Below are 24,662 nucleotides of genomic sequence, written 5' to 3' on the forward strand. Positions count from 1 at the left end.
CTTTGCTACCCTAAGGAGAGTACCTAGTACCGTGGGTCAGCGTTATGGCGGAAACCGCACGTCACGCCCTGATGGATGGCAGAGTTCAACTCTATCAGCGCGAAGGAAGTCCCCACTGGCAGTGCTCATGCTCTGTCGGCGGCCGACAGCGACGAAAGACGACCGGCGTAGAAAGCTTGGCGCACGCCAAGGATGTCGCCCGGGATTGGTACCTAAGCTTGCTCGGAAAGCTCCGCGTCGGAGATCTTAAAGCCGGAAAGACCTTTGCCGATGCCGCCGAGCGCTTCATCGATGAGTTCGAGGTGATCACAAAGGGCGCGCGAAGTCCGATCTACGTCAAAGGCCACCGCGCAAGGCTCACCAACTACCTGGTCCCATTCTTCGGCCAAACCGTGCTTGGCGACATTACCGCGGGCATGGTCCAGGACTATCGCATCCACCGCTTGCGCGCTGTCCGCGATGGCACGCCCCCCGCCCCCAGCACCCTGCATCAGGAGATTGTCTGCCTACGGCAGGTTCTAAAGGCAGCGAACCGTCGACGCTGGCTAGATCAGCTGCCAGACCTGTCAGCGCCCTTTCGCGGTTCCACGAAGGTGTCCCACCGGGCCTGGCTGTCGCCAGATGACTATAAACTCCTCTACACAGCGACGCGCCAGCACGCACAGGCGCGAGGTGCTTCGTCCGCCGCGAAGGACCTGCATGACTATGTGCTCTTCATGGTCAACACCGGTCTGCGCCCGGATGAGGCGTCGCACCTTGAGTATCGTGACGTCACCATTGCGACCGATGAGGCAACAGGCGACCAAATCCTCGAGATCTCGGTTCGCGGCAAACGCGGCGTCGGCTGGTGCAAGAGCATGCCGGGAGCCGTTGTGCCCTTCCAGCGGCTTCGAGAGCGGCACAACGATCAGCCCGCCGATCGGCTTTTTCCAAACTCGCTTCGATCGCCGTTGAACGTAGTCCTTGAAGCACTGGACCTGAAGTTCGATCGCGAAGGGAGGCGCCGCACAGCCTACAGCCTTCGCCACACCTATATCAGCATGCGCCTCATTGAAGGCGCGGACATCTACCAGGTGGCCAAGAACTGCCGAACGAGTGTGGAGATGATCGAGACCTATTATGCGGCGCACATCAAGGATGTGATCAACGCTGTAGCAATCAACGTCCGAAAGGGTCGAAGAAGTTTGACGACAGCCAACGCGACCCTATCCAAACCAGTTCGAAAGGCTCGACGCTCAACGCCAGTCCGACTATAGCTCGCCTCGGTTTAGGCGGGCGTGGCGAAACTGGTAGACGCAACGGACTTAAGCCAAGGATTGAGTGCGCTCGGGGAAATCCGGGACGTAGAACCGCTCAAATTCGGGGAACCCTGTAAGATGGCGATCCCGAGCCAAGCCCCACTGGGGAAGGTGTAGAGACTAGACGGGCGGCGCCTAAACCTCGGTTCGAGGCATGGCGAAGGGATAGTCCAGACCACGAACGCGACCTCGTCGCGGCGGCGAAAGCCGAAGTGGTATGAAAATCCGTCAGCCGCAAGGCTATGCCGGTTCGATCCCGGCCGCCCGCACCAAAACCATGTCCTCCGAACCCGCCGCAGGTAGCTGATAGGCCCGTGGTTCTTAGTGATCTGCTGATGGCATTCAGTCGCCTAGGATTGGAATCGACACTATATCTCTGCCCATGTCCACGACCGCTCCCCGCCAGACCCGCTGCCTGATCATTGGTTCGGGCCCCGCCGGCTACACCGCCGCCATCTATGCCGCCCGCGCGCTGCTGAAGCCGACGCTGATCGCCGGCATCCAGCCCGGTGGCCAGCTGACCATCACGACCGATGTCGAGAACTATCCGGGCTTCGCCGACGTCATCCAGGGTCCCTGGTTGATGGACCAGATGCGCGCCCAGGCCGAGCATGTCGGCACCGAGTTCGTCAGCGACATCGTCACGTCGGTGGATCTCTCCAAGCGTCCGTTCACGGTGAAGACCGACAGCGGCCAGGACTGGATCGCCGAGACCATCATCATCGCCACCGGCGCCCAGGCCAAGTGGCTGGGCATCGAGAGCGAGAGCAAGTTCCAGGGCTTTGGCGTCAGCGCCTGCGCCACCTGCGACGGCTTCTTCTATCGCAACAAAGAGGTCATCGTGGTCGGCGGCGGCAACACCGCCGTCGAGGAAGCGCTGTTCCTGACCAGCTTCGCCAGCAAGGTGACCCTGGTCCACCGCAAGGACGAGCTGCGCGCCGAGAAGATCCTGCAGGAGCGCCTGCTGGCCCACCCCAAGATCGAGGTGATCTGGGACAGCGTCATCGACGAGGTCACCGGCCAGACCGACCCGATGGGCGTCACCGGCGCGCGCCTGAAGAACATCAAGACCGGCGAGACCCAGGACGTGGCCGCCGACGGCGTGTTCATCGCCATCGGCCACGCGCCGTCGTCGGAGCTGTTCGCGGGCCAGCTGGAGGTTGGTCCGGGCGGTTATCTGAAGGTCAAGCCGGGCACGGCCTCGACCGCGATCGAGGGCGTCTATGCCGCCGGCGACGTGACCGATGACGTCTACCGCCAGGCCGTGACCGCGGCCGGCATGGGCTGCATGGCGGCGCTGGAGGCGGTGCGCTTCCTGGCCGAGGAAGACCACAAGGCCGCGCACCATCCGATCAGCCATGCGGAAGCGAACAAGATCGGGGTTTGGTAGGTGTTTGGCCCCAACTCCTTAAGCTAGGTTTGCCCCTGAGCGGCTACGGCTCGTGCGTTCCAAACCCGCAGGTCTGCATTCCTCTCGAGACGTCAAATCTCGACCGGCATTTCGAAGTCCTTCAAATTGAAAAAGGCCCTTGGGGCCAGCCCCCAGCGCGCTGCGAAGCGGCTTCCGCCCAGCTTCGGCCGATGTCGCTCGCGCGCCAACGGACCTGCAGCAGGTTCCCCGCAAAGCCACTCCTTCGCTTGCCCCCCGGTCTCGCCGACGGGCGTCGGGTTTCAGACGCGCCTTTAGCGTCCGCAACCCAACGACCGAGAGGAGATCCCCATGTCCAGCGCAGCAGACCAGCTATCGCCCAGGATCTATGTCGCATGTCTCGCAGCCTACAACGCCGGCTGCCTCCACGGGGCGTGGATCGACATCGAAGACGAGGAGACCGTCAAAGACGCCATTGAGGCGATGCTCACCGCCTCCCCTGTCGCCGGCGCAGAGGAATTCGCCATCCACGACTATGACGGTTTCGGCGGTGTGAGCATCGGCGAGTACGAGCCCATCGGCCGGGTTGTCGAGATTGCCGGGTTCCTGCGCGAGCGCGGCCAGCTTGGCGCGCTGGTTCTCGAGCATCTTGGCGGGAGTATCGACGACGCAACCGCGGCGCTTGAGGACGGATATCGCGGCACCTTCGAAAGCTTGGCTGACTACTTCCAGGAGCTGACCGAGGAAACGACCACGATCCCTGAGCCTCTACGCCCCTACATCGACTATGAGGCGATGGCGCGGGACGCGGAGCTCAGCGGCGATGTGTGCGCGCTCCGGACGGCTCACGACGAGATGCACGTCTTTTGGGCCCGATAAGGCCCGTGGCTTTCAGAACAGCCCCTTGAATTCAGGATCTGCGTAGTAGCGAACCTTCCGCGCCAGCGTCGGGTTCACTCCCGGCCGGAGCAGGATCAGCGAACCAGCATCAATGCGCATGACCTCGTCAGGCGTGAGGAGATCCCTCCGCGCTAGATTGACGTTGGTCGAGCTGCCATGCGTCGAAAAGAGCTCGTCTCCGGCCTGCGATTTTGACTCGCCGCTGGTGCTGTAAACCTCGGTCGTGACGCCCATCGACCGCGACACCCAGGTCGCGGTGTCGATGTCGGCGACATTGAAAACCTGAATGACCCGCGCATTGGCCAGGAAGGTCCCGGCGTGATCGCCATAGGCGCTCTTGAGCTGATGAAGATCCTGCAGGATCGCCCAGATCTGAAGGCCGTACCCGGCCATCAGACCAAATGCGCGCTCGACCGGCTCCAGATAGCCGAGGGCGGAAAACTCATCCAGCATGAGCAGTACGTCAGGACCGCCGCGTTCCGCGCCTACAGGCCCACGCGCCAAGGCGCCGATCGTCTGCACCACCATCAGCCGCAGCCAGCGGGCGTGCGTTCGCAACCGCTCAGGCGGCAGGACCAGAAACAAGCTCACCAGCCCGGTTTGCAATTCGCTCAGCGAGAAGTCCGACCGCTCCAGCACCCTCGCCATGCGCGGACTGTCGAGGAAGTGCGTGTGCCGCTGCGCCGCAGATAACACGCCCGCGGCCTCCCGATCGCTCTTGCCAAGATGACGATTGGCCGCCCGGGCGACGAGACCGCCGGCCGCGCCACTGTCCTGCATCGCCTTCAGCATCTTCGTGAAGGCGTCCGGCGCGGCGGTGAGAAGATCCCGCACCGTGATCAGGCTGCGAAGGTATTCGGGCGCTGTCGTCACAACGTGGAGGATGACGCCGGAGATCAGCGCCTTGGCTTCCTCGTTCCAGTGCGCTTCGCCGGATTGGCCGGGCGGATCGTAGACCAGCGCCTCGGCGATCGCCGCCACGTCATCGACAAGGTCGAGGCTATCAGTGTCCAGCGCTGAAAGCGGATTGAACGCCGCGCACGGCTGGCCCGACACGTCGAACGGATCGAGCACGAAAACCGGCCCCATGCGCGCGCGCGTCGCCGCCGTGATGCGCGTGTTCTCGCCCTTCGGATCGACGCAGAGAACCGAGCGGCGCAGATCGAGCATATTGGGGATGATCGTCCCGACGCCCTTGCCGGCCTGGGACGGCGCGATGGTCAGCAGATGCGCCGGACCATTGTAGCGAAGCAGCCTGCCCCGCATTGAGCGGCCGACGATTAGACCCTCGTCGCCGCCGAGCGTCCGGGCGATCTCGTCCTCGCGACTGAACCGCGCCGAGCCGTGCGCGTCGGAGACCGCGCCATCAGGCCACCAGCGCCGCCAACGCAGGAAACCGATCAGACCGCCGAGCAGACTCGTAACGACAAGCACCGGAATACTCACGCGAGATCCAACCGGTCCGACGGCGGCGATAATGGTGAGCACGAAGCCACCGACCAACCGCCCGACGAAGAGCCCGAGCAGGATCGCGCCGATCAGGGTGACGGTGCGGATCATTTCGCCGCTTCATGCTTCAGCCGATCGCGCTCCGCATCGGCTTCAAAGACATGCCGCCCGCGATGTCGCCACCGCGCCAGCACGTCGGCGCGGCCGGCGTCATGGAGCTGATCGGCGAGTTCGAGCAACCCGCCCAGCAGAGCCGCGCGGTCGTCATCGGTGAGATCGACGAGGCCGGCCTTAGTGACGAGGCCGCCCAGTTCGACCAGGTGGTGAGTGCGCTCGCGGCGCTGCACGACCCAGGCTCTCGTATCGAGGCGCGCGGCTACGGCCTCAGCCCGTCGCACCAGCGCCAGGTTCTTGGCCAGCGCCCGCGCCGTCACCAGCAGACGCCGCCGCCAGCTTGCGGCCCGCGCCCTTGCGAAAGAAGGCCTCGCCCTCCGACTTCCAGGCCTCCCGTGATTTGGCGTCCTTGGAGGCCTTTGCCGTCAGGAGCGCGCCGGCCAAAACCTCTGGGTCGAGCTCGTCCGCCCCCGTGGCGATGACGAGTTCGCCCAGTTGCTTGATCTTCTGGCTTTTGAGTTGCTTTGCCTTCGCCGCCAGAGCCGTCAGCTCGGCGTCGATGTCGCGGGGTTTGCGCATAGCTCATGGCCTCCTGCGATGGAGCCCGCCCCGCGCCGTAAATACCAAAGGTTGTAGCTTTCGCGCAAGTTGTTTAAACTCGCCATGTGCCGCAAGTCAGGCCGATCTGCGATCGGAGTGCGCGCTTATACGTCGTTCCGACGTGCACGAAGGAGCGAAGCTGAAGGAACGCCGCGATGGCGATCTATCACTTCTCAGCCAAAGTGATCAGCCGCGCCAACGGCTCCAGCGCGGTGGCCGCCGCCGCATATCGCTCAGCCTCTCGCCTGCATGACGAGCGACTCGACCGACCGCACGACTTTACCAACAAGGCCGGCGTCGTTCACTCCGAGATCCTGGCGCCCAACGAGACCGCACGCGCTGCTTGGCCGGATCAGGTGCGTTTGTGGAACGCCGTCGAAGCTGGCGAGAAGCGTAAGGACGCCCAACTCGCCCGCGAGGTCGAGTTCTCCATTCCGCGCGAGATGGATCAGCAGCAGGGCGTGGCTCTGGCCCGCGACTTCGTTCAGCGCGAGTTTGTCGATCGCGGCATGATCGCCGACCTCAATGTGCATTGGGACGTCGCTGAGGACGGCAGTCCTAAGCCGCACGCCCACGTCATGCTGACCATGCGCGAGGTGGCTCAGCGCGACGATGGATCGGCGGCGTTCGGCGCCAAGGTCCGCGACTGGAACAGCCCCGAGCTTTTGACCCATTGGCGTGGCGCCTGGAGCGAGCATGTCAACGAGCGGCTTGCGCAGCTCGGACTTGAGGCGCGGATCGACCATCGTTCCTTCAAGGACCAGGGCATCGCCCTGGAACCGCAGGACAAGATTGGTCCAGCCGGGTCGCGCCGCGACGAGCGTGGCGCAGCCGCGCAGCGCGCTCAGGACCATCGCGGGATCGCGCGGCGCAATGGCGAACGGATCATCGCTGACCCAAAGGTCGCGCTGTCGGCAATCACCCATCAGCAGGCGACATTCACCGAACACGACCTGGCCCGCTTCGCTCACCGCCACAGCGACGGCAAGGACCAGTTCGACCGGGTCAAAAGCGCGATCCGCACATCGCCGGAGTTGGTGGCGCTGGGGCGCGATGGTCAGGGGCGCCAGCGGTTCACCAGCCGCGAGATGCTCGACGTTGAGCGGCGGCTGGAGCAGTCGGCCCAAGCGATGGCCGAGCGTCGCGATCATGGTGTCAGCGCCGGCCGGCAACACGCGGCCTTGGCCAAGGGCGCGGCCGCGGGCCTGACGCTGTCCGGCGAGCAGCGGGACGCTTTCAGGCATGTCACCGGCCGCGAGCGGCTAGCCATGGTCGTCGGTTACGCTGGCAGCGGCAAGAGCGCCATGCTGGGCGTCGCCAGGGATGCTTGGGAAGCGCAGGGCTACCGGGTTCAGGGCGCGGCGCTTTCCGGCATCGCCGCCGAGAACCTTGAGGGCGGATCGGCTATTCCCTCGCGCACGCTCGCCAGCTTGGAATACGGCTGGGCGCGTGGTCGCGATCAACTCTCCGCCAACGACGTGCTGGTGATCGATGAGGCCGGCCTTGTCGGCTCGCGGCAGATGCAGCGCGTCCTGGATCATGCCGAAGAGGCCGGAGCCAAAGTGGTGATGGTCGGCGACGCCGAACAGCTCCAAGCCATCGAAGCCGGCGCGGCCTTCCGCGCTCTGACCGAGCGGCACGGCGCCACCGAGATCAGCCAGATCCGGCGTCAGCGCGAGGACTGGCAACGGCAATCGACGCGGCATCTAGCAACAGGCCGAACAGACCAGGCGCTCGCCGCTTATGAGGCGGCAGGCATGGTCCAAGGCCATGACAGCAAGGACGCCGCGCGCGGCGCCGTGATCGAAGGTTGGGCCAACGAGCGTCGCGCCGATCCGCAGGCGTCGCGGATGATGCTGGCCTACACCCGCGAAGACGTCAGTGCCCTCAACAGTCTGGCTCGCGAGCGGATGAAGGCCGACGGCGAGCTTGGGCCAGATCATGCTGTGAAGACGACACGTGGCATGCGTGACTTCGCCACCCGAGATCGGGTGATGTTCCTGCGCAATGAGCGTTCGCTGGGCGTGAAGAACGGCACGTTGGGGACGGTCGAAACGATCGGCGGCGGCGCCATGGGTCTCCGGCTCGACGATGGTCGGCGCGTCAGCGTTGATCTCAAGACCTACAACGATCTCGATCACGGCTATGCGGCCACCATCCATAAGTCGCAGGGCGTCACGGTCGATCGCACCCACGTTCTGGCCAGCGGCCATATGGACCGGCACGCGGCCTATGTGGCGCTCAGCCGGCACCGCGACGGCGTGGCGCTGCACTACAGCCGCCAGGACTTCCCAGAGCGGCGCGATCTCGTGCGGACCTTGGGGCGCGATCGGCCGAAGGAGATGGCGCTCGACTACCCGAAAGAGTTCGCGACGCGGCGGCAGATCGAAGGACCGGCCGATGGCGCCGGTCGGGGCCGGTTCGGCGGGTTTAATCCGAAGCCAGATCAGAACAAGGCGCCCGATCTCGCCCCGCTCGGCGGGGTCCAAGACGATCGGGTCGCCCATCGCGCGGTGCGCGGCTACGCGTCGGCGGTGATGGACGCGCAGCGGATGCAACAGGCTGGCTTGCCGATGCTCGAGCACCAGAAGCTGGGACTGGAGCGCGGTGCTCAAGCCGTGGCGGGCCTGTGGCCGGGCGCGGCCAAGCACTTGGCCAGTGCGGTGGGGAAGAGTCCCGGCCTGCTGGCAGCCGCAGCCCAGGGGCGCACGGGTGCGGCTCTGGCCGCCATGAAGGTGGAGCGACTGGCGCCTGAGCAGGCGCGGTCGCTCTCAAAGGGCATGGATCAGGATCGTGGGCGCAGCCTTGGCGATGAGCCGATCAAGAGCCGCGACCGCGATCGTGGTTGGGAAAGGTAGTGTGGCGTGCCGAACGAAGCGTATGGCGATCCGGCCGAGGAAGCATTCGGCCAACTGCGGACCGAGGTCGCCTTGTTGCGGCGGGCGGTCGAGGGCTTGGCGGCGGCCGAGGAGCGGCACGAGCCGGTCGACTACGGTCCGACGTTGGGCAAGATGGCCGTTCAGCTCGCGGCGGTGGACAAGCGGATGGAGGCCTTGGCGCAGTCGCCGTTGCTCAGCATGACGCCGGCTAGAGTCGCGGGAGAGGTGCAGGCAGTGACAGCGCGGGCCAGGCAGGAGGCCCAGGGCGACTGGTCGCGGGCGCAGCGCGCGTTGGACGATGCCGTGCGGTCGTTGGGTGAGATCATTCCGCGTCCCCGTGCGGCGCACGATCAAAGAAGGTGGGTGATCGCCGCAAGCGCCGGTGGCGTGATGGCGGGCATCGTCCTTTGGATCGGTCTGTCAGGGCCGATCGCGCGCGCCCTACCCGATCGCTGGCAGGTGGCCGAGCGGATGGCGGCGGCCACGCTGAAGCAAGATCGATGGTCGGCAGGTCAGCGGCTAGTCGCGAAGGCGAAACCCGAGTCTTGGCGTGCGATGGTCGACGACCTGAGGCTGGTTGACGACAATCGCAGCGCCTTGGAGGCGTGCCGCGCCAAAGGAAGCGCCACGTGCAAGATTTCAACGCGGCCGGTGGGTGCGTCGCGCTAGCGCCAAGAACGGACGTTGACGCCCTCCCAGGAACGCGATGTTCGCAAGAGGAGCGCTGGGTTCATCCGCCACACTCGACGGCCGACGCCGACTTTACACTGCGGCCCGACCTCTATCTTGGCCCGTCCGAGGACTTGGGGCTTAAGCCTCGCGGCGATGGCGAACCGGGCTCGCGCTCGACCTTATCCATGAACGAGCGATATATCGCTGTGGCGCGATGGGGCGGGGCGCGCGGCTAGACTTTCGGCTTGGGGCCGAACATCGGAAAAAACGACCGCTGCTTCTTGAGGCGAAGCGTGTCCTCGACCGAAATGGTGTTGCCCTTGCGGCGGACGCCGCCTTCGGGGGTCAGGACCTCGAGATCTTCATTCTCGAGCATGGCGGCATGAATATCGTCCTTGTGGGCAGGCGTCGCGCTGTAAGCGGTTTCATAGAACTCGCTCATCGTCATAACGTCGCCGGCCTCCATTACGAGATTAGGGATGTCGGCGTGCAACTGATCACGCGCGGCGACCCGATCGTTCTCCTCGAACAGGTAGAGACGGCCTTCATTGGCGGGGTTGTAATTGAACATCCGTAAGCCAGAGCGGCCGAAATGGTCTAGTTCGCCATTGTCGTGCAGGACGTTGTTATAGACTTGGCGAGCTCGGTAATTGTTGGCCAGGTGCAGCATCCAGTAGCGCCAGCCGTCGGGATTGCGGATCGAGAATGGGCTGACGAAGGGCGCGCACACCTTGAGCGCCTCGTAGACCGTCTTCTCCGCCGCTCCGAGCCACTCCTTCTTGGACATCAGCTTTTCGTCCAGATGACGCAATTGCTCTGACGTGATGCTCAAATGCCGAAGTTGGCGTTCGAGCAGCGCCGGGTCACGTTTGCTGAGGTAAGTCATCAGCGTCTGGACCGCGAAGGTGTAGAAGACCTCCGTCGACGCAGTGATGCGCATGATGTCCTGGACGGTGGCGACCTGGACATCAGCGTGGCCGTATTGATCTAGGTTGAAGATGACGCTTCGGTAGCGGCCGCCCTCGACGATCGCCTTCATGGCGGGATAGGCCAGCTCGAATGGGTCGGAGAAGTACTGCGTCCGAATGTGAAGCTTGGAGGGCTTGTCTTTGATGGCCGCCACCAGAGGCTCACATCGTGATCGGAGTAGCTCAACGACGTCAGGCGATGCGTCGTTGAATACGAGCATCGCCTCGATCTCGATGGGCTTCATGCCCTTAATGGCTCGCTGAATACTGATCTGTTCGAGAGTGCTTTCGAGTTCCTCGAGAAAGATTAGTGGTGATCCAGAAGCGCCGCAGTTGTAGCGACCGCCGCCGGCGAAGCCATCGACGATGGCGATGCGGAAACGCTCTTGCGAGGGGAGCTGGCATCGGACAAGCAGATACTGGCGGAAGTACTCCCGCAGAATCTTATGCTTACGTCGGGAATGGTCGTCCAGATTGGCCTTTTCGACCCAGTCGTCGTAACCCGCTGTCTTCAAGCTCCAACCCCGTCGAACGCGGGCGCGAAGTTAGATCTCCGGCGCCGCTGGCATCTCGTTCCAGGTCTGCCCGCGATACACGCGGCCGTTGGCCTTCTTGGAACGTTTCTTGTTATCCTTGCCCCAAGTGCCCCACTGCTTAAAAAAGAAAGCTGTGCCGTAGATATCGCATTGCGCGTAAATCTCGTCGATCCAGTCCTCCCGGATCGGACGCGCATTGAGCCCGCTCTCGCCGCCGACGATCGCCCAATGAATATCGGTGAGATCCGTCCGGCCGGCCGGGCCGATCAGGGGCTCAAACGAGATGAAGCGGATGGCGGCCGGCACGGCGCGCAGATGGTCGATGCGTCCGGCGACGTCGGCGTTTTCCACGCTGGTACCCAGCCAAACGTTAGGGAGGACCTCCGGGATCGCGCGCGAAACGACCTCGGCCATGCGCTCGGGTCGCTTGGTCAAGATCTGGTAGTTGTGATGCGGCGTCTCGCGCATCACGCGCCAGACATCGACGATGAACTCTTCGCTGACGGCGTCATGGAACAGATCGCTCATCGAGTTGACGAAGATCTTCCTGGGCTTGCGCCAGCTATACGGGATCTCAAGCGCCGAGCGGTCTTCACGCACGACGCCGTTCCAAATCGCGCGCTTACCGCTCTTACGGGTTAGTCCATCATACTTCGGCACGCCCATAGCTTCGAGGCGTCGCGCCATCTGCATGGCGTAGCAGTTGGTGCACCCAGCGGTGACGATTGAGCAGCCCGCCACGGGATTCCAGGTGGCGTCGGTCCACTCGATTTGCGTCTCAGCCATAGGTCAAACTCTCGTGTCGCGCCTCAAACGAGACGTGCTGCCGTGGCCCACCTTCCAACTTCAAGCGGAAAGAACTCGTTAAGCATAACTATGCACCGCAAGTTCTTCTGGCGACCACTGTGGGAGAGCCCCACGTCAAGAGCGGACGCCATGGTCGCTCGACCCTGGCGAGTTTTTCTCGACGCCCACACGCGGCTTTGCAATGGTGAATCGCGCCGCAGGTGGACGGCGGGCTGCCACGAGCACGTGATGATCGGCGATCTAGAGCTCTACCGAGGTCGCGAGCAGGCCTATGTGAAGCACTTCCTGCTCAGCGAATACGTCGAGACGTGGGCGCACAAGGTCGGAAGCCAATGGACCGAGCTGGCCTACGTCGATGGCTTCTCCGGTCCCTGGCAGAACGCGGACGAAGGGTTCGCCGACACCTCGTTCGGTATTGCTTTGGGCGCCCTGACGCGGGCGAAAGCGACTTGGGCGGGCCTGGGTCGGCCGCGAAAGGTCTCGGCCTACCTCGTCGAGAAGGACCCAGGTTCCTATCAGCGGCTTCAAGAGGTTCGGGCGCATTTTCCAGAAGTCGAGATCAAAACCTACCTAGGCTCCTTTATCGATCAGGCACCGACGATCCTGCGCGATATCCCCAAAAGCGCCTTCGCCTTTTTCTTCATCGACCCCAAGGGCTGGAAGGTCGACATGCGCCGCATCGCGCCCCTGCTGAAGCGGGCCGATAGCGAAGTCGTGTTCAACTTCATGTTCGATTTCATCAACCGGTTTGCTAAAGCGCTGGACCCCAAGACCGCCGCCAGTCTCGATTTGCTGTTTGCCGATGACGGATGGCGCATTAGGCTCGACGAAGTGCCGCCGCCTGGCATGGATCCTACGGACCATCGAAAGACGGTCCTCGTCGATATATTCTCGAGCTCGCTACGTAAGATCGGCGGATATCGGCATGTGGCCGAGACGACCGTCTTGAGGCCGACAATGGATCGGCCGCTCTATAGCCTCGTCTACGGTACGCGAAACGCGATCGGCCTGGAGGTTTTTCGAAACAGCCAGATCAAAGCCCTGGCCAAGCAAGATGAGGCGCGCGGCGTCGCTAAACTCGACGCGGCTGTCAAAGCCACTAAGCAGACCGAGCTCTGGTCGTCGTTGGGCGACCTAGCGCCTGCCCCTTCAAAGGCGATCCTCGATGGAGAGGAGCGCTCGGCCAAGGCGACGCTGCTAGAAGCGATCCCAAAGGCGCCGTCCAGCATACGCTGGCGCGATGTGTGGCCTGCCGTGATGGAACGGCACGTGGTCGGAAAGGCCAAGATCAATCAAATGGCCAACGAGCTCCGCAAGGACGGTTCGCTCTTCGTCACTGGATGGGGCCCGCGTCAGCGGTCTCCTGCCGATGAAAATCGAGTTTCAAGGCCGTAGGCGGACGCCCTTCGCCAGATAGGTGCGGACATTCCCAAGGTCAGCGTTGAGTCAGCCCTTGAAGCGCACTCCAGGACCGCCACTGAAATCTGCGCTGACGAAAACGATGCCCTCCGCTTCTAAGGCGGATTGAATCCGTTCGAGGGTGCCAGTCTGCATCCCTCCCTTATTCGACTCAAACCGATGAATGGTCGAATCCGCGACGTCGGCGCGGTCAGCCAACTCTCGAACACTGATGCCAAGGGCTGCACGTGCCATTCGAATTTGAGCCGGCGACACCATTTTTAGAGAAATCCTCCGAGTTCTTGCGAATTTCTGTTGACTCAGTCGGAGAAATTCGCTGAAGTCTAAGCAGAAACCTCCAAAACTCCACCGATTAGCGTGCTGATCGGACCGAGCGCCTGCGCCGGGAGCCCCCGCATGCCTACACACAAGGAAGCTTCGACAGCCGTTTCCCGCCGACTTTTGCTCGGCGTAGCAGGGTTACCGCTAGCGGGGCCTGTGCGGGGATCGCCAGCGCCGAGCGCGGCCCACATCCCCGCACAGTGCGCTGCGGTCGTCAGGTTAGAGGGCTTAATCGACCAATCGAGCAATCGGTGGACCGATCTCGAAAAGGTGGCCATCCGCGAGTTCGACTACTTCAATCTTTCGGACACGGATCGGCTAGCCTTCCCCACCGGTCGCGAAATGGCCGTGGTCGATGCCGAGTGCAGGCGCCTGCATGCAGCTCGTGAGACCGCACTTGGCCCGCTGAAAAAGGCGAAGCCGCATAGCGTGCAGGATGCGGTCGCCCTGCTCTCCATCGCCTATCACATCCTCAAGTTCGAAGAAGGCGATGCCTGGCCTTACATTCAAAAGGCCTGGTCCTACCTCTCGGAAGGTCGCTGCCCTGGATGTGGCGCGACACACCTGCCTGAGGGCTTTCCGAGATGACCCACGGTTCCACGCTTCAGATCATCCAGCGATGGATGATGCTCGAGGCCGAGCGCGAGAGCCTGCACACCGCGTGGGGCGATCATGAGAGCTGGCTTGTCGCGCACTACGATTGGCTCAACCTGACACCCGAACAGCAACGCGCGATCCCGGAAGCCAAACGCTTTGACGAGATCGATAGGCGGTTCGAAGAAATAGGCGATGAGCAGGCCGCTCTTTTCGATGCGCTCCCGGAAGCCCCGGCTACCGACACCGTCACCGTCATTGCCAGCCTCTCGCTAGCCGCAGCCATCCTCCTCCCGGAGGATTATCCCGGCGTCCATGGCCTCGTTACACGGGCGGTCCGCGATCTTAAGCTACTGGCAAGACTGCCATGAGGATCGACGCCATTCACCGCCGGCACCGGGGCGACGACCGTGCTCTTGCTCGACCGTTCCTCCGCAATGCCGAGGGCTTTTTCCACGGTACTGACAAGTTGCTTCCTCGGTTTCCGGACAATGCCCTGCACTTCATGGCCATCGCCACGGAATTGGCGCTGAAGGCGTACTTGCTAGGCCGAGGGATCAGCGATGACTGGAATCGCATCCACGTGCGCCACGACCTGTCCAAGGCGCTGAAAAGCGCGACACGCGCTGGGTTCAAGGGAGGCTCACCAAAGCTCGCGGAAGTCGCGGCGGTCCTCAGCCCCTACTACAAGTCTCATTCTATCCCCGACATGCCAACTGAACTGGCTGCGTCGATCGACTGGACGGTCGCCCATGCGCTGATCGCGATCCTGCTTGGGGACGTGCACATCGAAGTCCACAGGGAGTTGGCACGGGTGCGGCCAGAGTACTTGGTTTGCCCGGTCTAGCTCTCCGCTTACGTAGACCTTGGTGGACGCACCAGTCTCAACTGTGGAGGCTGCGCCATCCGCATCTCTGGCCAGGCGGCTCCTTTGACCGCGCGGATCAGGCCAGCACGATCAAGTACGCCCTGCTCCGGCTGCCTGAGGCGGAAAGGGACGTTTTTGTCCTGAACAGGTTTCGCGCGTGGGACTACCTTCAAATCGGTCGACACCTAGGCCTCACGGCGGAGGAAGTCGAAACCCGCTTCGCTGCTGCGATCCTACGGCTCTTCCGGATAGTCGACTTCATAGAAAGCCTGGAGCCAAATCCATGACAGACGAACTCACGAACCTGACTTGGTGGGAGGCGATCGTGGCTCAGATTCCTGGCCCGGATCGCCGTGAATTGGAAACGTTCGTTCTGGAAATCGGCGACGCTGAGATCGACGCGAGCAGCCCCGATCAGTGGGAGGCGCTTGCGACAGTTTTCCTCGCCAGAAGCGATTCCGGACCTGATCAGGAGATGGCGTTGCGCCTGGGCGCCTTGATGTACAAGCGCGCCGCCGAGGTACGGGGACCCATTCCTACTGTCCAGTGACCAAAGTGATCAACACTCGTGGGCAGAGGGGCGATAGTGGGCTTAAGCTGGCGATTAGCACACAGATCGAAATTCCTCTTTAAAATCGACGCCAACACCGGACTTAAAACGGCTACGCTTACTGAGCGTCCTCTCAGAGCTTGCTCTCCGACATGAAGATGCGTGAGACGACAGGATCGATTCGATCTGCCTGCTGCAACGCCCATTCGGCCCACCTCTCGCGCTCTGCGACTTGCTCGGCCGAGCCTTCTTCCGAGAACGCAGCTTTCACAGCCGCCACGTAGCGTCGGATGCGAGCGGCCCTCTCGAAAGCATCGGCTCCATTGAGCAGCGCTTCCAGACTTGGTGTGGCGGGGGGCGCAGCAACCACGCTCGACTTGGTTTCAATCGGCTTGGCAGGACGAGCCGGCTCGGCTCGCTTGTGTTCGTCCTCTTCTAGCTTCCACTTCTGCTTCTGGAGGGCGAAACGCCGAGTCTCGTCCTCGGTCCGTATCAGAAGCCCCCGCACGATCTCGGACGCTTGTCGCTCGAGAGGTTCTTGGCTTTCGCGCCAGGTCTGCAGCGGAGGGCTTCGATCGTCGAACTCGACAAGATCAAACCTTAGCTGGGGCCGGTCGGAAGCCTTGGGACCTTTGCGGTCGGGGTAGAAGTAGGTCGAAGCCGGCCCGCCCTCGATCCCGAAAAGTATGTAGGTCCACGCACCACCGACATTAATGCTGAAGCGCTCTCCTGCGTGGGTAGCGCCGCTGATCTTGCATCCGAGGCGCTCGAGCTCCCGAAAGATGCTCGACAAGATCCGCAGCCGCCGCTGTTGGATCGGCGAGGCAAACTTCTTCGCGTTCCGCTCGTAGCAGAGGTCCGGCTCCGCAGTCGTCTTGCGCTCAGCGTCCTGTCGGAGAAGTCTTGCAACTGCCGCATGCGGCGCGCTCAGGTCGCTGGGGACTTTGATCGGCTTGACTGCAGCCCGGATCTCATCGCGAACCTTCGCAATATCCCTGAAATGCGGCGCACCCGAAGATGCTTGTTCTGCACGCCCGCCGCCGCAACTATCCCCTGGAACTGCGAGATTCACTTCCATAGCTGGGAAATAATTGGCCAGGACGAAAGGTGCCCGAGGCAGCGGCTGCACATTTACCATCTTGCCCGCTTGCTTGCGGGCCCACCAGCCGCGAGGCGGAACCGGGATGTCAGCGGCGCGGCAGCGCTTAGCTAACGCCACATCGGAAATTCCGATCGACTCAGCAACCGTCCGCATCGGTTTCAACCAGACCTGCTCGTGGAGTTCTTCTCGAGTCATGAGCGGATGGGCGCTAGGCTTCAGAACGTATCCGGTAGGGACCGCGGCGACCTAGGTCCTGTAAGCCGACGTCGTCAAGTTCCTGGTTGGGTGGTAAAGCGGACACCAGTCAACAGCGCTGCTTCAAGGTCTCCTGGACCACTCGGCGATTTGCTCCCACGCTGCGTCCAGTGTGACGTCGAGGATTGGTTGCCTGGGTCTGCCATGCTCGGTGAAACTCAGCGTCGTCGCGAGTTTCGACGTCCTAGACCTTGACCGTGACCAGCCTACCGCCCGGTTGTTCCATGGAGATCTGGAAGCACTCGTCATTGCCTGCGCCCGCGTAGCACTGGCCAAGCTGGCCTACCCGCACGAGAACAAGGTTAGGCCTGTCGTCGCGCCTTGATCTGGCCCGCCAGCACCTCGGCCCATTTTGCCAGGAAGTCGCCATCGCCCAGACCGGTGATGATCTCCCGGTTCCGCGGATGACGCCGGCCATTGTAAGCTTTCAATATGGCCTGCTCCATCCGGAAGGCGTCCATCGCTGTCGGCCATAACTCGACGATGAGCTGCTTGTATTCCAGCCCGCCGAGACTGGGCATAGCCGCTTGGTTGAAGCCCGCCATTCGGGCGCTCCAGTCGAACGCCCAACCAATCTTGAAGCCGCTAGGGCGGGCTCCGGCTAGCTTGAAGGCGTAGGTATAGGCCGGCGCGCGCCGCATGTGCATTACGCCCCGGCGCATGGTACTGGGCGGGGGCGCACCACGACGACGTACGACTTCGGACCCTTCCAGGCGTTGCTCGGTCTTGAAGGAGGTTCGTAGCGCCACCTCTGTACGAGGTAACTTCAGGATCGTGGCGGCCTCATCGTCCGTCAGGGGCACGATCCCTTGAGCGGAATCCATGCTGAAGGTCCGCGAAGAGACATCGGCCAGACGAACCCGCGGCTCGTCGAAGGTCCAGGCCCTCCGGTTGAGAAGGGCGAAGGGCCACTTGTATTCGCCATCGGGACCGAAATCCTCGGGGCGATCGGGCTTAAGGAAATCGAGCGCCGCCACGCGCTTGTCGGTGGGCTCCATCATGCCGAGGATCCGGCCCTGCTCGTGCGGCTGCGTCTCAGCCCCAAGGGTCCCGACCAAGACCACAACGTCGCCAGGCTCAAGGGCCGCGAGCGCGTTCTCCCGCCAGCCCGTGCTACTAAACTGTAGCGGTCCCACTGGGGCCCCGAAGCCCCAGACTTTGGTCATGAACACCGCCATGTGAGCGAACCTCGCTTGTCGCCTTGTTTCGGTTGCCCGTGGCGTTGAGCCTTGCCCGGGGGGTGCGGATCGGGCGCCCTCAATCAGTCCGCGGCGTCATCGATTTCGAGCGCGTCTCGCGCCGCGCGGTCAGTAACTCGGAGATCCAGCTCAACTTAGTCCCGCAAGATCAAGTCCGGCAGCGCGTTCCAGTGATTGGGGAGCCGGCGATAGGCACCGATCAGCTCCTCCTCGGCTTTTTTCTGCGCCCAAAGTTTCGCGAGTCCTTGGACCATGCTGCTGGCCTTAAGGCAAAACACCTCGATGCCTTTGTCCCGGGGCTCACGGCAACCGACGGGCATGCCCTAACTATACTAGGTCAGTCTGCGTCCGGCACGTGAACATTTGGAGCCGCCTCGATCAAGATGCGATTGCGCCACGCCCCAAACGAACCCAGCATCTCCTGGGTAACTGCTCGCTTGCGATTTCTGATCGAGCGGAATGCAGCGTCCATTGCGTTGACTGCGTCAGCCTGATCTCTTGTGATCAAGTGGTCACGAACCAAGAGACTGGTGATGTCGTCGTAACGATAGCGCGGAATGCTGCTGTATTTGCGCCGGACTCGTCCATCTACGATAGCCTCGATCAATCCTTCAATATGTGCTTTGGCGGAGAACCACAGTTCAGCGGCGGCTTCAAAACGGTCGATTTCAACCGGATTTTCGCCCGCTCCATCTGCTTCAACGATCACTTCCGCCGGCCTTTCCTCCGTGATCTTCTGAAGATCGTCGATCCGGCGGCTCACGATATCGAGCTGCTCGGTGATCAGATCGAATTGCCCAATCCGGTCGTTCAGCGACACCAGTTCGCGATTGACCCCGCGCAACTCTTCGGCGGCCTTCACTAGGCCAGCGATATGATTTGGCAGGTTCTTGGCCTCGTTCATTGCGGCGATGGCTGCCGATAGTTGCTCCAGCGCTACCTTCTTGATGATGGGGCGCAGGATTAGCACGGCGAGCAGCACCATCACCGCGTTCGAGATCGGCCCGGCCCAATACTTCGAAATGGTCTCAAACACGCGTCGCCTCACCGCCACCCTGAAGCGTGACCATAGATCGGTTCTCGCCTGGAGTGAAAGGGGCGCGTGACTCAACGGTACCAGGTGTGGCCGATGCCCTCGGACGCGCATAGCCACCCGGTAAGCGGACTCTTTCAAGGTCGCCGATCGCAGCTTAGGCCCGCCTGACAACTAACCCGGTAACATCTGGACAGTCTGCGCCGAAAGCGCGACTATCGTTAGCAAGGCCGTGCTTAGCACAATCGCCTAACACAAAAGCTGAAATCCTCCTTTAAATTCAACAATATAAACCGGACTTAAAATCCGTTGGAGCAATCCGTGTGGGTTCGAGTCCCACCGTCCCTACCAAAACCCTCGGAATCAGGGCGATCTACCCTTGGGCGCAAGCGCGACCGCAATTCCCGCCATTCGGGAATAAACATTCCGCACAGGAATAAACGTTTCTCCACGCCTCGACTCCCGCCAGGATCGCGCCCGCGTCACGCAGGACGATCGTTCGCGCGCGACGGCTCGATGAGCTACCTCCCATCCGTCGCGTTCGAGTAAGTGATCATGGCTGAAGACAAGACCCCCGATCCCGTCGACATCCACGTGGGTCGTCGCCTGCGCATGCGGCGCAAGGACCTGGGCTATTCCCAGCAGGCCCTGGCCGACGCGCTGGGCCTGACCTTCCAGCAGGTGCAGAAGTATGAAGGCGGCTCCAACCGCATCAGCGCCAGCAAGCTGCAGGCCACGGCCATGTTCCTGAAGACGCCGATCGGCTTCTTCTTCGAGGGCCTGGACGATCCGGAAGGCGCCGACACCACCGCCGCCGACCTGGCCAACGAGATGGCCGACTTCTGGTCGCTGCCCGGCGCGCCCGAACTGGCCCGCGCCTTCACCGGCATCAAGTCGGCCGGCATGCGCAAGCACCTGGTCGACCTGGCCCGCGCCGTCGCCGGTGAGGAATAGGATTTAAGTCGGGTCGGCCAGCAGCTCGATGTTGCTGGCCCCCGCCTCCGTCAGCGCCGTGATCAGCTCAGCTGCCGCCGCGTCCAGCTCGGCCGCGTCGCGACCGCGCAGCACCAGGTTGGCGCCGTAGACGTCCGGCGGGCTGAAGAACGGATAGCTGCCCAGCGACATGTCCGGATGGGCTTTCGCGACAGCCTCCAGCGGCGCGGCGATCGTACCCTCGCCCGTGCCGGTGACCCGCACCGTCTTGCTCAGCACCACCGCGCCCGTGCGCAGGCGCGGACCCACGTCCTCCAGCATGCCGCGCATGATCGCCGGCACACCCGCCAGGACGAAGACGTTCTCCTTCTGGAAGCCGGGCGGGCCCTGCACCGGGTTCTTCACCAGGCTGCCGCCTTCGGGCACGTGCGCCATGCGGCGGCGAGCGGCATTGGGCTCGCCCCAGCGCTCGCGCAGCATGGCCATGATCTCGGGATGCTCGGGGGCCGTGACGCCAAAGGCCTTGGCGATCGAGTCGGCGGTGATGTCGTCGTGGGTCGGGCCGATGCCGCCCGTGGTGATGACGTAGTCGTAGCGCGTGCGCAGGGCGTTGACCGCGTCGACGATCTCTTCCTCGATGTCGGGCACCACGCGGGCCTCGCACAGGTCGACGCCGTAGGTCGCCAGGTACTTGGCGATGGCCGACAGGTTCACGTCCTGGGTCCGGCCCGACAGGATCTCGTCGCCGATGATCATCACCGCAGCCGTCACGCGCTCGCTGGTCGTCATCGTTTCGATCCCTTATGTCGCTTGCGTCTTACGCTCCCGACTTAGGCTCAGCATGCTGCTCCCGCAACCGCTCGTTCATGGCCGCCTGGTCAGCCGCTACAAGCGGTTCTTCGCCGACCTGATCCTGGACGACGGGCGGGCGATCACCGCCCACTGCCCCAATCCCGGCGCGATGCTGGGCGTCAAGGACGCCGGCCAGGGCGCCTGGGTGTCGTGGTCGGACGATCCCAAGCGCAAGCTGGCCTACACCCTGCAATGCGTGGAACAGGGCAACGCGCTGGTGGGGATCAACACCCTGCTGCCCAACAAGCTGGTCGCCGAGGCCCTGGCGGCCGACGCGATCCCGGAGCTGACCGGCTACGCCACCATCAAGCCCGAGGTGAAATACGCCGAGGCCAGCCGCGTCGACTTCCTGCTGACCCACCCCGATCGCCCGCCCTGCTGGCTGGAGGTCAAGAACGTGCACTTCTCCCGCACGCCAGGTCTGGCCGAGTTCCCCGACTGCAAGGCCGACCGCTCGACCCGCCACCTCTCCGACCTCGCCGCCCAGGTCGCGCAAGGCGACCGCGCCGTGGCCCTGTTCGTCGTCCAGCGCGAGGATTGCGAGACCTTCCAGGCCTGCGCCGACCTGGACCCGAAGTTCGCGGCGGGCCTGGATGCGGCGGCCGCGGCGGGGGTCGAGGTGCTGGTCTATGCTTGCGCGATGAGCACGCAGGCGGTGCGGATCGATCGGCGGATCACCTGGCAGGCCGCCCCGTTGTCAACAAAATAAGAAGCTGCATTTTTTCGCGTCGAAAATTCTCAGCGTTTTCAATGATGTTCAATCCGAACAGCATTTAGAACAAGGTTCCTGTGGACGGAGGGGTTGACCTCCTCCATCGATCTGAGCCCCATACCCGAAGGGATTTCTTCTTATTCAATGAAGGAATCCGTCGGTGCCCACCTCCAAAAATCTTGAACCAAAACCGCCAAGCGAGTCCGCTAAGGAACGCCTAACGGTGTCGTTTCTCTTCCTAAAAGTCGAAGGAATTGGCACCACAGGGGTGAGGGTGGCTCTGACTACCATCTACGTATTTGCCTTGCTTCTGTTGGTTAAAACCATTGCCGAAGCAATCAGGTAGTCAGACGAGCGAACTGCGTCGCGCTCCAAAGACGGAAGTGTTCTATCCGCGTCCTGTGGGCTCACGCCACCTAACAGCGATTTAAGCTGCAATCGTCGCGGCTTCGGTTACCCATTCGCCCGCACGCGAACTGAGGGGATCGCATGAGGAAGGCCGCTTTGGTGCTCGCCGTTCTGGCGCTTGGCCTGTCCGCCTGCGGACGGACCGATCCGGGCAAGCCCGAGAACGGTTTCATGACCGGTCTGCGGGCCGTGTTCGCGTTCAAGGCTTGCACCGGCAAGCTGGAGGACCGCTTCGGCCTGAAAGAGATCGGCAGCGTCACCTCCAACGACATGAAGCCCTCCCCCGCCGGCAAGCCGGGCGAGTGGGACGTCAGCTTCACCGCCGACGTCACCGAGAAGGAGAGCGGCCGGGTCACGCGCTACCAGGGCGTCTGCCATGTGCGCCGCGACAAGCCCACCAGCCTGGACGCGACCTTCATCAAGGAAATCCGCCCGGCGACCGACACGGTGCGACGCATCAACCCGGGCCAGTGAGCGTTGAAGGAGGGGCAAGGGCTTGAAATCCGTGCTAGGATTGCGAGATACGCCCCTTCCTGATTGATCGTCGCGCGCACGCGGCGGCGACCGCCCGAGTAGAGCATGACCTTGGACAACACCCTCGAGATCGAAGCCGAGACCCGCACGGGTCAGATCAAGATCCACAAGGCCGAGGACTTCGAAGGCATGCGCAAGGCCGGCAAGCTGGCCGCCGAGTGCCTGGACATGCTGATCCCGCACGTGCAGCCGGGCGTCTCGTCCGACCACCTGGACACCCTGGCTCGCGAGTTCATCCTGGACCACGGCGCCCTGCCCGCCTGCCTGTACTATCGCGGCTATCCCAAGACGGTCTGCATCTCGCGCAACCACGTCGTCTGCCACGGCATCCCGGGCGACTGGAACCTGAAGGAAGGCGACATCGTCAATATCGACGTCACCGCCATCGTCGACGGCTGGCACGGCGACACCTCGCGCATGTACGGCGTCGGCGAAGTCGGCCCCCGCGCTCGTCGCCTGGTCGAGATCACCTATGAAGGCATGAAGCGCGGCCTGGAAGCCGTGAAGCCGGGCGCCACGCTGGGCGACATCGGCCACGCCATCCAGTCTTACGTCGAGGCCCAGCGCTGCTCGGTGGTCCGCGACTTCTGCGGCCACGGCCTGGGCCGGGTGTTCCACGACGCCCCGAACATCCTGCACTTTGGCCGTCCCGGCCAGGGCGCGGTGCTGAAGCCGGGCATGTTCTTCACCGTCGAGCCGATGGTGAACCTGGGCAAGCCGGCCGTGAAGGTGCTGAACGACGGCTGGACCGCCGTGACCCGCGACAAGTCGCTGTCGGCCCAGTGCGAACACTCGATCGGCGTGACCGAGGATGGCTATGAGGTCTTCACCGCCTCGCCGGCCGGGCTGTTCCAGCCGGCGATCTTGGGCTGATGCCTTGAAGATGCTCCCCCGTGATACGGGGGAGCTGTCGCGGAGCGACTGAGGGGGCGAGCTCGGCCTAGTCAGCACGAGCCCCCTCCGGCCCTCTGGGCCACCTCCCCCGCATCGCGGGGGAGGATCTATTCGACCTAACCGCCCCCTACTTCCCCGCCACGCTCTTGGCATACGCTTGCGCGCCGGCGATCAGCCGCAGCACATTCCCGCTCCAGATGTTCTGGATATCCGCGTCCGAATAGCCCTCGGCCTTGAGCCGCGCGGTGATCTTGGGCAGGTCGGCCACGTCCTCGAAGCCCTCGACGCCGCCGCCGCCGTCCCAGTCGGCCCCGACGCAGACGCCCTTCGGCCCCGCGATCTTCAGCGTGTGCAGCATGCTGGCCATGAAGGTCTCGAAATTGGCGCGCACCGGCGGGTACTGCTTGTCGACCGCCACCTTCTTGGCCATCCACGCCACGACGTCGGCCTGGCTGGCCTCGTCGCGCGGCGGGCGGCCGATGGCCTCCAGGGCCGCCTTGCGCTCAGGGCTGTCGGCGCTGGCGCGCAGATAGACCGAGTTGATGCAGATCGCGCCGCCGCTGTCGGCGATCTTCTTGATGCGCGCGTCGTCCAGATTGCGCGGATGGTCGAAGATCGCCTTGGCGCCCGAGTGCGAGGCGATGATCGGCGCCTTGGACAAGGCCACCGACTGGTCGACGATGTCATCGCTGGCATGGCTGACATCGACCAGGATGCCCAGGCGGTTGGCCTCGGCCAGCCAGCGCAGGCCCAGCGGCGAATAGCCATTCCAGATCTTGCCCTTGGGGTCGGTCGAGCTGTCGGCGAACTGGTTGTTGCGGAAGTGGACCGGCCCGGCCATGCGCACGCCGGTGGCGTAGAAGGTCTGGAGCAGGGTCAGGTCCTCGCCGATCGGCCAGGAGTTCTCGATGCTCTGGAAGACGAAGCTCTTGCCGGCCTTGTTGATCCGCACCGCGTCCTCGGCGGTATAGGCCAGCTCGAACTGGTCGGGGTGGGCGGCGACCATCTCGCGGATCTCGGTCGCGCGGTTCAGGGCGAAGTCGCGGGCCTTGCGATAGCCCTCGGCGGTCAGGTCGCCCTGGCCGGTGTAGATCACATAGAAGCCGCCATCCAGGCCGCCGGCCTTCATGCGCGGCAGGTCGACCTGGCTGCCGTCCTTGGCCACGCCGTGCTCGTCCAGCATCGACCAACCGTGGCGCGAGAAGTGCTCGGGCGTGTCCAGGTGGGTGTCCAGCACCAGGAAGCTGTCGTGCAGCGCCTTGATGGCCTTGGGGACATCACCCGGCTTCTCAGTCGCCTTCTTGTCGGCGGCATGAGCGATGCCGCCGAGCAGGGCGGCCGATCCGAGGAGAACGGTGAGCAGGCGACGCATGAGCAGACTCCGGACGAAACCAAG

Annotated in this window: 26 protein-coding genes and 1 tRNA gene; 16 read left to right on the forward strand and 11 right to left on the reverse strand. The window is 63.4% G+C overall.

Annotation, left to right across the window (positions count from 1 at the left end; translation table 11 throughout):
* The first annotated feature begins 176 nt into the window (after positions 1 to 176).
* The 3 genes from J7528_RS14265 to J7528_RS14275 all read left to right on the forward strand — a co-directional run bounded on the left by J7528_RS14265 (position 177) and on the right by J7528_RS14275 (position 3,546).
* Positions 177 to 1,256 carry a site-specific integrase gene (locus tag J7528_RS14265; RefSeq protein WP_291875500.1) on the forward strand — a complete coding sequence of 360 codons (1,080 nt, stop codon included), beginning with the start codon at positions 177 to 179 and terminating at the stop codon, positions 1,254 to 1,256.
* Between the two features lie 424 nt (positions 1,257 to 1,680).
* Entirely contained in the window at positions 1,681 to 2,688 is a 1,008-nt protein-coding gene (trxB, locus tag J7528_RS14270) for a thioredoxin-disulfide reductase (protein WP_291875501.1), read from the forward strand.
* 330 nt (positions 2,689 to 3,018) lie between these two features.
* Complete coding sequence (locus tag J7528_RS14275; RefSeq protein WP_291875503.1) at positions 3,019 to 3,546, forward strand: antirestriction protein ArdA; 528 nt, start codon at positions 3,019 to 3,021, stop codon at positions 3,544 to 3,546.
* Between the two features lie 12 nt (positions 3,547 to 3,558).
* Here the strand turns inward: J7528_RS14275 and J7528_RS14280 are convergent, their stop codons facing one another.
* From J7528_RS14280 to J7528_RS14290, 3 genes are read right to left on the reverse strand one after another with little or no spacing between them, the layout of a single operon-like run.
* On the reverse strand, positions 3,559 to 5,127 hold the full coding sequence (locus tag J7528_RS14280) for a type IV secretory system conjugative DNA transfer family protein (RefSeq protein ID WP_291875508.1): 1,569 nt from the start codon (positions 5,125 to 5,127) through the stop codon (positions 3,559 to 3,561).
* Positions 5,124 to 5,363 (reverse strand): conjugal transfer protein TraD, encoded by a 240-nt coding sequence (gene traD, locus J7528_RS14285; RefSeq protein WP_291875510.1) that lies wholly within the window; start codon positions 5,361 to 5,363, stop codon positions 5,124 to 5,126. The genes J7528_RS14280 and traD overlap by 4 nt, the downstream gene beginning before the upstream one ends.
* Positions 5,364 to 5,400: 37 nt before the next feature.
* A complete protein-coding gene (locus J7528_RS14290) occupies positions 5,401 to 5,709 on the reverse strand; it encodes a conjugal transfer protein TraD (protein ID WP_291875512.1) in 309 nt (102 codons plus the stop codon).
* Positions 5,710 to 5,885: 176 nt separating this feature from the next.
* On the opposite strand from J7528_RS14290, the gene traA reads away from it, so the two are divergent.
* Together traA and J7528_RS14300 are read left to right on the forward strand one after the other, a co-directional pair.
* On the forward strand, positions 5,886 to 8,588 hold the full coding sequence (gene traA, locus J7528_RS14295; RefSeq protein ID WP_291875514.1) for a Ti-type conjugative transfer relaxase TraA: 2,703 nt from the start codon (positions 5,886 to 5,888) through the stop codon (positions 8,586 to 8,588).
* 6 nt (positions 8,589 to 8,594) lie between these two features.
* Positions 8,595 to 9,278: a DUF6118 family protein gene (locus J7528_RS14300; RefSeq protein ID WP_291875516.1), complete on the forward strand. Its 684-nt coding sequence runs from the start codon at positions 8,595 to 8,597 to the stop codon at positions 9,276 to 9,278.
* A gap of 235 nt (positions 9,279 to 9,513) precedes the next feature.
* Here the strand turns inward: J7528_RS14300 and J7528_RS14305 are convergent, their stop codons facing one another.
* Together J7528_RS14305 and J7528_RS14310 are read right to left on the reverse strand one after the other, a co-directional pair.
* On the reverse strand, positions 9,514 to 10,764 hold the full coding sequence (locus J7528_RS14305) for a three-Cys-motif partner protein TcmP (protein WP_291875518.1): 1,251 nt from the start codon (positions 10,762 to 10,764) through the stop codon (positions 9,514 to 9,516).
* Positions 10,765 to 10,794: 30 nt separating this feature from the next.
* Positions 10,795 to 11,571 (reverse strand): DUF5131 family protein, encoded by a 777-nt coding sequence (locus J7528_RS14310; RefSeq protein ID WP_291875520.1) that lies wholly within the window; start codon positions 11,569 to 11,571, stop codon positions 10,795 to 10,797.
* A 150-nt stretch (positions 11,572 to 11,721) separates the two neighbouring features.
* On the opposite strand from J7528_RS14310, the gene tcmP reads away from it, so the two are divergent.
* Complete coding sequence (gene tcmP / locus J7528_RS14315; RefSeq protein ID WP_291875522.1) at positions 11,722 to 12,987, forward strand: three-Cys-motif partner protein TcmP; 1,266 nt, start codon at positions 11,722 to 11,724, stop codon at positions 12,985 to 12,987.
* A gap of 51 nt (positions 12,988 to 13,038) precedes the next feature.
* On the opposite strand, the gene J7528_RS14320 is transcribed toward tcmP, so the two are convergent.
* Positions 13,039 to 13,269, reverse strand: coding sequence for a helix-turn-helix transcriptional regulator (locus J7528_RS14320; RefSeq protein WP_363269893.1), 231 nt, complete (start codon positions 13,267 to 13,269; stop codon positions 13,039 to 13,041).
* 333 nt (positions 13,270 to 13,602) lie between these two features.
* Between J7528_RS14320 and J7528_RS14325 the strand changes: the two genes are divergently transcribed.
* The 5 genes from J7528_RS14325 to J7528_RS14340 are packed head-to-tail and all read left to right on the forward strand — an operon-like array spanning position 13,603 to position 15,344.
* A complete protein-coding gene (locus J7528_RS14325) occupies positions 13,603 to 13,920 on the forward strand; it encodes a hypothetical protein (RefSeq protein ID WP_291875524.1) in 318 nt (105 codons plus the stop codon).
* Positions 13,917 to 14,297: a hypothetical protein gene (locus tag J7528_RS14330; protein ID WP_291875526.1), complete on the forward strand. Its 381-nt coding sequence runs from the start codon at positions 13,917 to 13,919 to the stop codon at positions 14,295 to 14,297. The genes J7528_RS14325 and J7528_RS14330 overlap by 4 nt, the downstream gene beginning before the upstream one ends.
* Entirely contained in the window at positions 14,294 to 14,773 is a 480-nt protein-coding gene (locus J7528_RS14335) for a hypothetical protein (protein ID WP_291875529.1), read from the forward strand. Before J7528_RS14330 ends, J7528_RS14335 begins: the two co-directional genes overlap by 4 nt.
* Entirely contained in the window at positions 14,761 to 15,081 is a 321-nt protein-coding gene (locus J7528_RS25590) for a sigma factor-like helix-turn-helix DNA-binding protein (RefSeq protein ID WP_363269896.1), read from the forward strand. Before J7528_RS14335 ends, J7528_RS25590 begins: the two co-directional genes overlap by 13 nt.
* Positions 15,078 to 15,344 carry a hypothetical protein gene (locus J7528_RS14340; RefSeq protein ID WP_291875532.1) on the forward strand — a complete coding sequence of 89 codons (267 nt, stop codon included), beginning with the start codon at positions 15,078 to 15,080 and terminating at the stop codon, positions 15,342 to 15,344. The genes J7528_RS25590 and J7528_RS14340 overlap by 4 nt, the downstream gene beginning before the upstream one ends.
* Before the next feature lie 133 nt (positions 15,345 to 15,477).
* Here the strand turns inward: J7528_RS14340 and J7528_RS14345 are convergent, their stop codons facing one another.
* The 3 genes from J7528_RS14345 to J7528_RS14355 form a co-directional block, all read right to left on the reverse strand.
* Positions 15,478 to 16,641: a hypothetical protein gene (locus tag J7528_RS14345; protein WP_291875535.1), complete on the reverse strand. Its 1,164-nt coding sequence runs from the start codon at positions 16,639 to 16,641 to the stop codon at positions 15,478 to 15,480.
* Between the two features lie 362 nt (positions 16,642 to 17,003).
* On the reverse strand, positions 17,004 to 17,867 hold the full coding sequence (locus tag J7528_RS14350) for a hypothetical protein (protein WP_291875539.1): 864 nt from the start codon (positions 17,865 to 17,867) through the stop codon (positions 17,004 to 17,006).
* 370 nt (positions 17,868 to 18,237) lie between these two features.
* The gene (locus J7528_RS14355; RefSeq protein WP_291875542.1) at positions 18,238 to 18,936 is read right to left on the reverse strand and encodes a hypothetical protein; all 699 of its coding nucleotides are present in this window, start codon (positions 18,934 to 18,936) and stop codon (positions 18,238 to 18,240) included.
* 223 nt (positions 18,937 to 19,159) lie between these two features.
* Between J7528_RS14355 and J7528_RS14360 the strand changes: the two genes are divergently transcribed.
* Positions 19,160 to 19,284: transfer RNA gene (locus J7528_RS14360), tRNA-OTHER, on the forward strand.
* A gap of 204 nt (positions 19,285 to 19,488) precedes the next feature.
* Positions 19,489 to 19,887, forward strand: coding sequence for a helix-turn-helix domain-containing protein (locus J7528_RS14365; RefSeq protein ID WP_291875545.1), 399 nt, complete (start codon positions 19,489 to 19,491; stop codon positions 19,885 to 19,887).
* A 3-nt stretch (positions 19,888 to 19,890) separates the two neighbouring features.
* Here J7528_RS14365 and J7528_RS14370 read toward each other — a convergent pair whose 3' ends face one another.
* Entirely contained in the window at positions 19,891 to 20,655 is a 765-nt protein-coding gene (locus tag J7528_RS14370) for a competence/damage-inducible protein A (protein ID WP_291875548.1), read from the reverse strand.
* Between the two features lie 52 nt (positions 20,656 to 20,707).
* Here J7528_RS14370 and sfsA point away from each other — a divergent pair, with 52 nt between their 5' ends.
* From sfsA to map, 3 genes are all read left to right on the forward strand, one after another.
* Positions 20,708 to 21,427, forward strand: coding sequence for a DNA/RNA nuclease SfsA (gene sfsA, locus J7528_RS14375; RefSeq protein ID WP_291875552.1), 720 nt, complete (start codon positions 20,708 to 20,710; stop codon positions 21,425 to 21,427).
* A 492-nt stretch (positions 21,428 to 21,919) separates the two neighbouring features.
* Positions 21,920 to 22,312 (forward strand): hypothetical protein, encoded by a 393-nt coding sequence (locus tag J7528_RS14380; protein ID WP_291875555.1) that lies wholly within the window; start codon positions 21,920 to 21,922, stop codon positions 22,310 to 22,312.
* A 105-nt stretch (positions 22,313 to 22,417) separates the two neighbouring features.
* The gene (gene map / locus J7528_RS14385; RefSeq protein ID WP_291875557.1) at positions 22,418 to 23,245 is read left to right on the forward strand and encodes a type I methionyl aminopeptidase; all 828 of its coding nucleotides are present in this window, start codon (positions 22,418 to 22,420) and stop codon (positions 23,243 to 23,245) included.
* 148 nt (positions 23,246 to 23,393) lie between these two features.
* Here map and J7528_RS14390 read toward each other — a convergent pair whose 3' ends face one another.
* Entirely contained in the window at positions 23,394 to 24,638 is a 1,245-nt protein-coding gene (locus J7528_RS14390; RefSeq protein ID WP_291875559.1) for a dipeptidase, read from the reverse strand.
* Positions 24,639 to 24,662 lie beyond the last annotated feature (24 nt).

The sequence above is a fragment of the Caulobacter sp. genome (genome assembly GCF_017744445.1).
GTDB lineage: Bacteria > Pseudomonadota > Alphaproteobacteria > Caulobacterales > Caulobacteraceae > Caulobacter.

Bases quoted from the DNA above. Each gene is read 5' to 3' on its own strand.
- tcmP (WP_291875522.1), top strand. From the start codon at position 11,722: ATGGTCGCTCGACCCTGGCGAGTTTTTCTCGACGCCCACACGCGGCTT.
- traA (WP_291875514.1), top strand. From the start codon at position 5,886: ATGGCGATCTATCACTTCTCAGCCAAAGTGATCAGCCGCGCCAACGGC.
- J7528_RS14275 (WP_291875503.1), top strand. From the start codon at position 3,019: ATGTCCAGCGCAGCAGACCAGCTATCGCCCAGGATCTATGTCGCATGT.
- J7528_RS14370 (WP_291875548.1), bottom strand. From the start codon at position 20,655: ATGACGACCAGCGAGCGCGTGACGGCTGCGGTGATGATCATCGGCGAC.
- J7528_RS14340 (WP_291875532.1), top strand. From the start codon at position 15,078: ATGACAGACGAACTCACGAACCTGACTTGGTGGGAGGCGATCGTGGCT.
- J7528_RS14390 (WP_291875559.1), bottom strand. From the start codon at position 24,638: ATGCGTCGCCTGCTCACCGTTCTCCTCGGATCGGCCGCCCTGCTCGGC.
- J7528_RS14335 (WP_291875529.1), top strand. From the start codon at position 14,294: ATGAGGATCGACGCCATTCACCGCCGGCACCGGGGCGACGACCGTGCT.
- trxB (WP_291875501.1), top strand. From the start codon at position 1,681: ATGTCCACGACCGCTCCCCGCCAGACCCGCTGCCTGATCATTGGTTCG.
- map (WP_291875557.1), top strand. From the start codon at position 22,418: ATGACCTTGGACAACACCCTCGAGATCGAAGCCGAGACCCGCACGGGT.
- J7528_RS14350 (WP_291875539.1), bottom strand. From the start codon at position 17,867: ATGACCAAAGTCTGGGGCTTCGGGGCCCCAGTGGGACCGCTACAGTTT.
- J7528_RS14345 (WP_291875535.1), bottom strand. From the start codon at position 16,641: ATGACTCGAGAAGAACTCCACGAGCAGGTCTGGTTGAAACCGATGCGG.
- J7528_RS14280 (WP_291875508.1), bottom strand. From the start codon at position 5,127: ATGATCCGCACCGTCACCCTGATCGGCGCGATCCTGCTCGGGCTCTTC.
- J7528_RS14330 (WP_291875526.1), top strand. From the start codon at position 13,917: ATGACCCACGGTTCCACGCTTCAGATCATCCAGCGATGGATGATGCTC.
- sfsA (WP_291875552.1), top strand. From the start codon at position 20,708: ATGCTGCTCCCGCAACCGCTCGTTCATGGCCGCCTGGTCAGCCGCTAC.
- J7528_RS14320 (WP_363269893.1), bottom strand. From the start codon at position 13,269: ATGGTGTCGCCGGCTCAAATTCGAATGGCACGTGCAGCCCTTGGCATC.
- J7528_RS14290 (WP_291875512.1), bottom strand. From the start codon at position 5,709: ATGCGCAAACCCCGCGACATCGACGCCGAGCTGACGGCTCTGGCGGCG.
- J7528_RS14365 (WP_291875545.1), top strand. From the start codon at position 19,489: ATGGCTGAAGACAAGACCCCCGATCCCGTCGACATCCACGTGGGTCGT.
- J7528_RS14380 (WP_291875555.1), top strand. From the start codon at position 21,920: ATGAGGAAGGCCGCTTTGGTGCTCGCCGTTCTGGCGCTTGGCCTGTCC.
- J7528_RS14310 (WP_291875520.1), bottom strand. From the start codon at position 11,571: ATGGCTGAGACGCAAATCGAGTGGACCGACGCCACCTGGAATCCCGTG.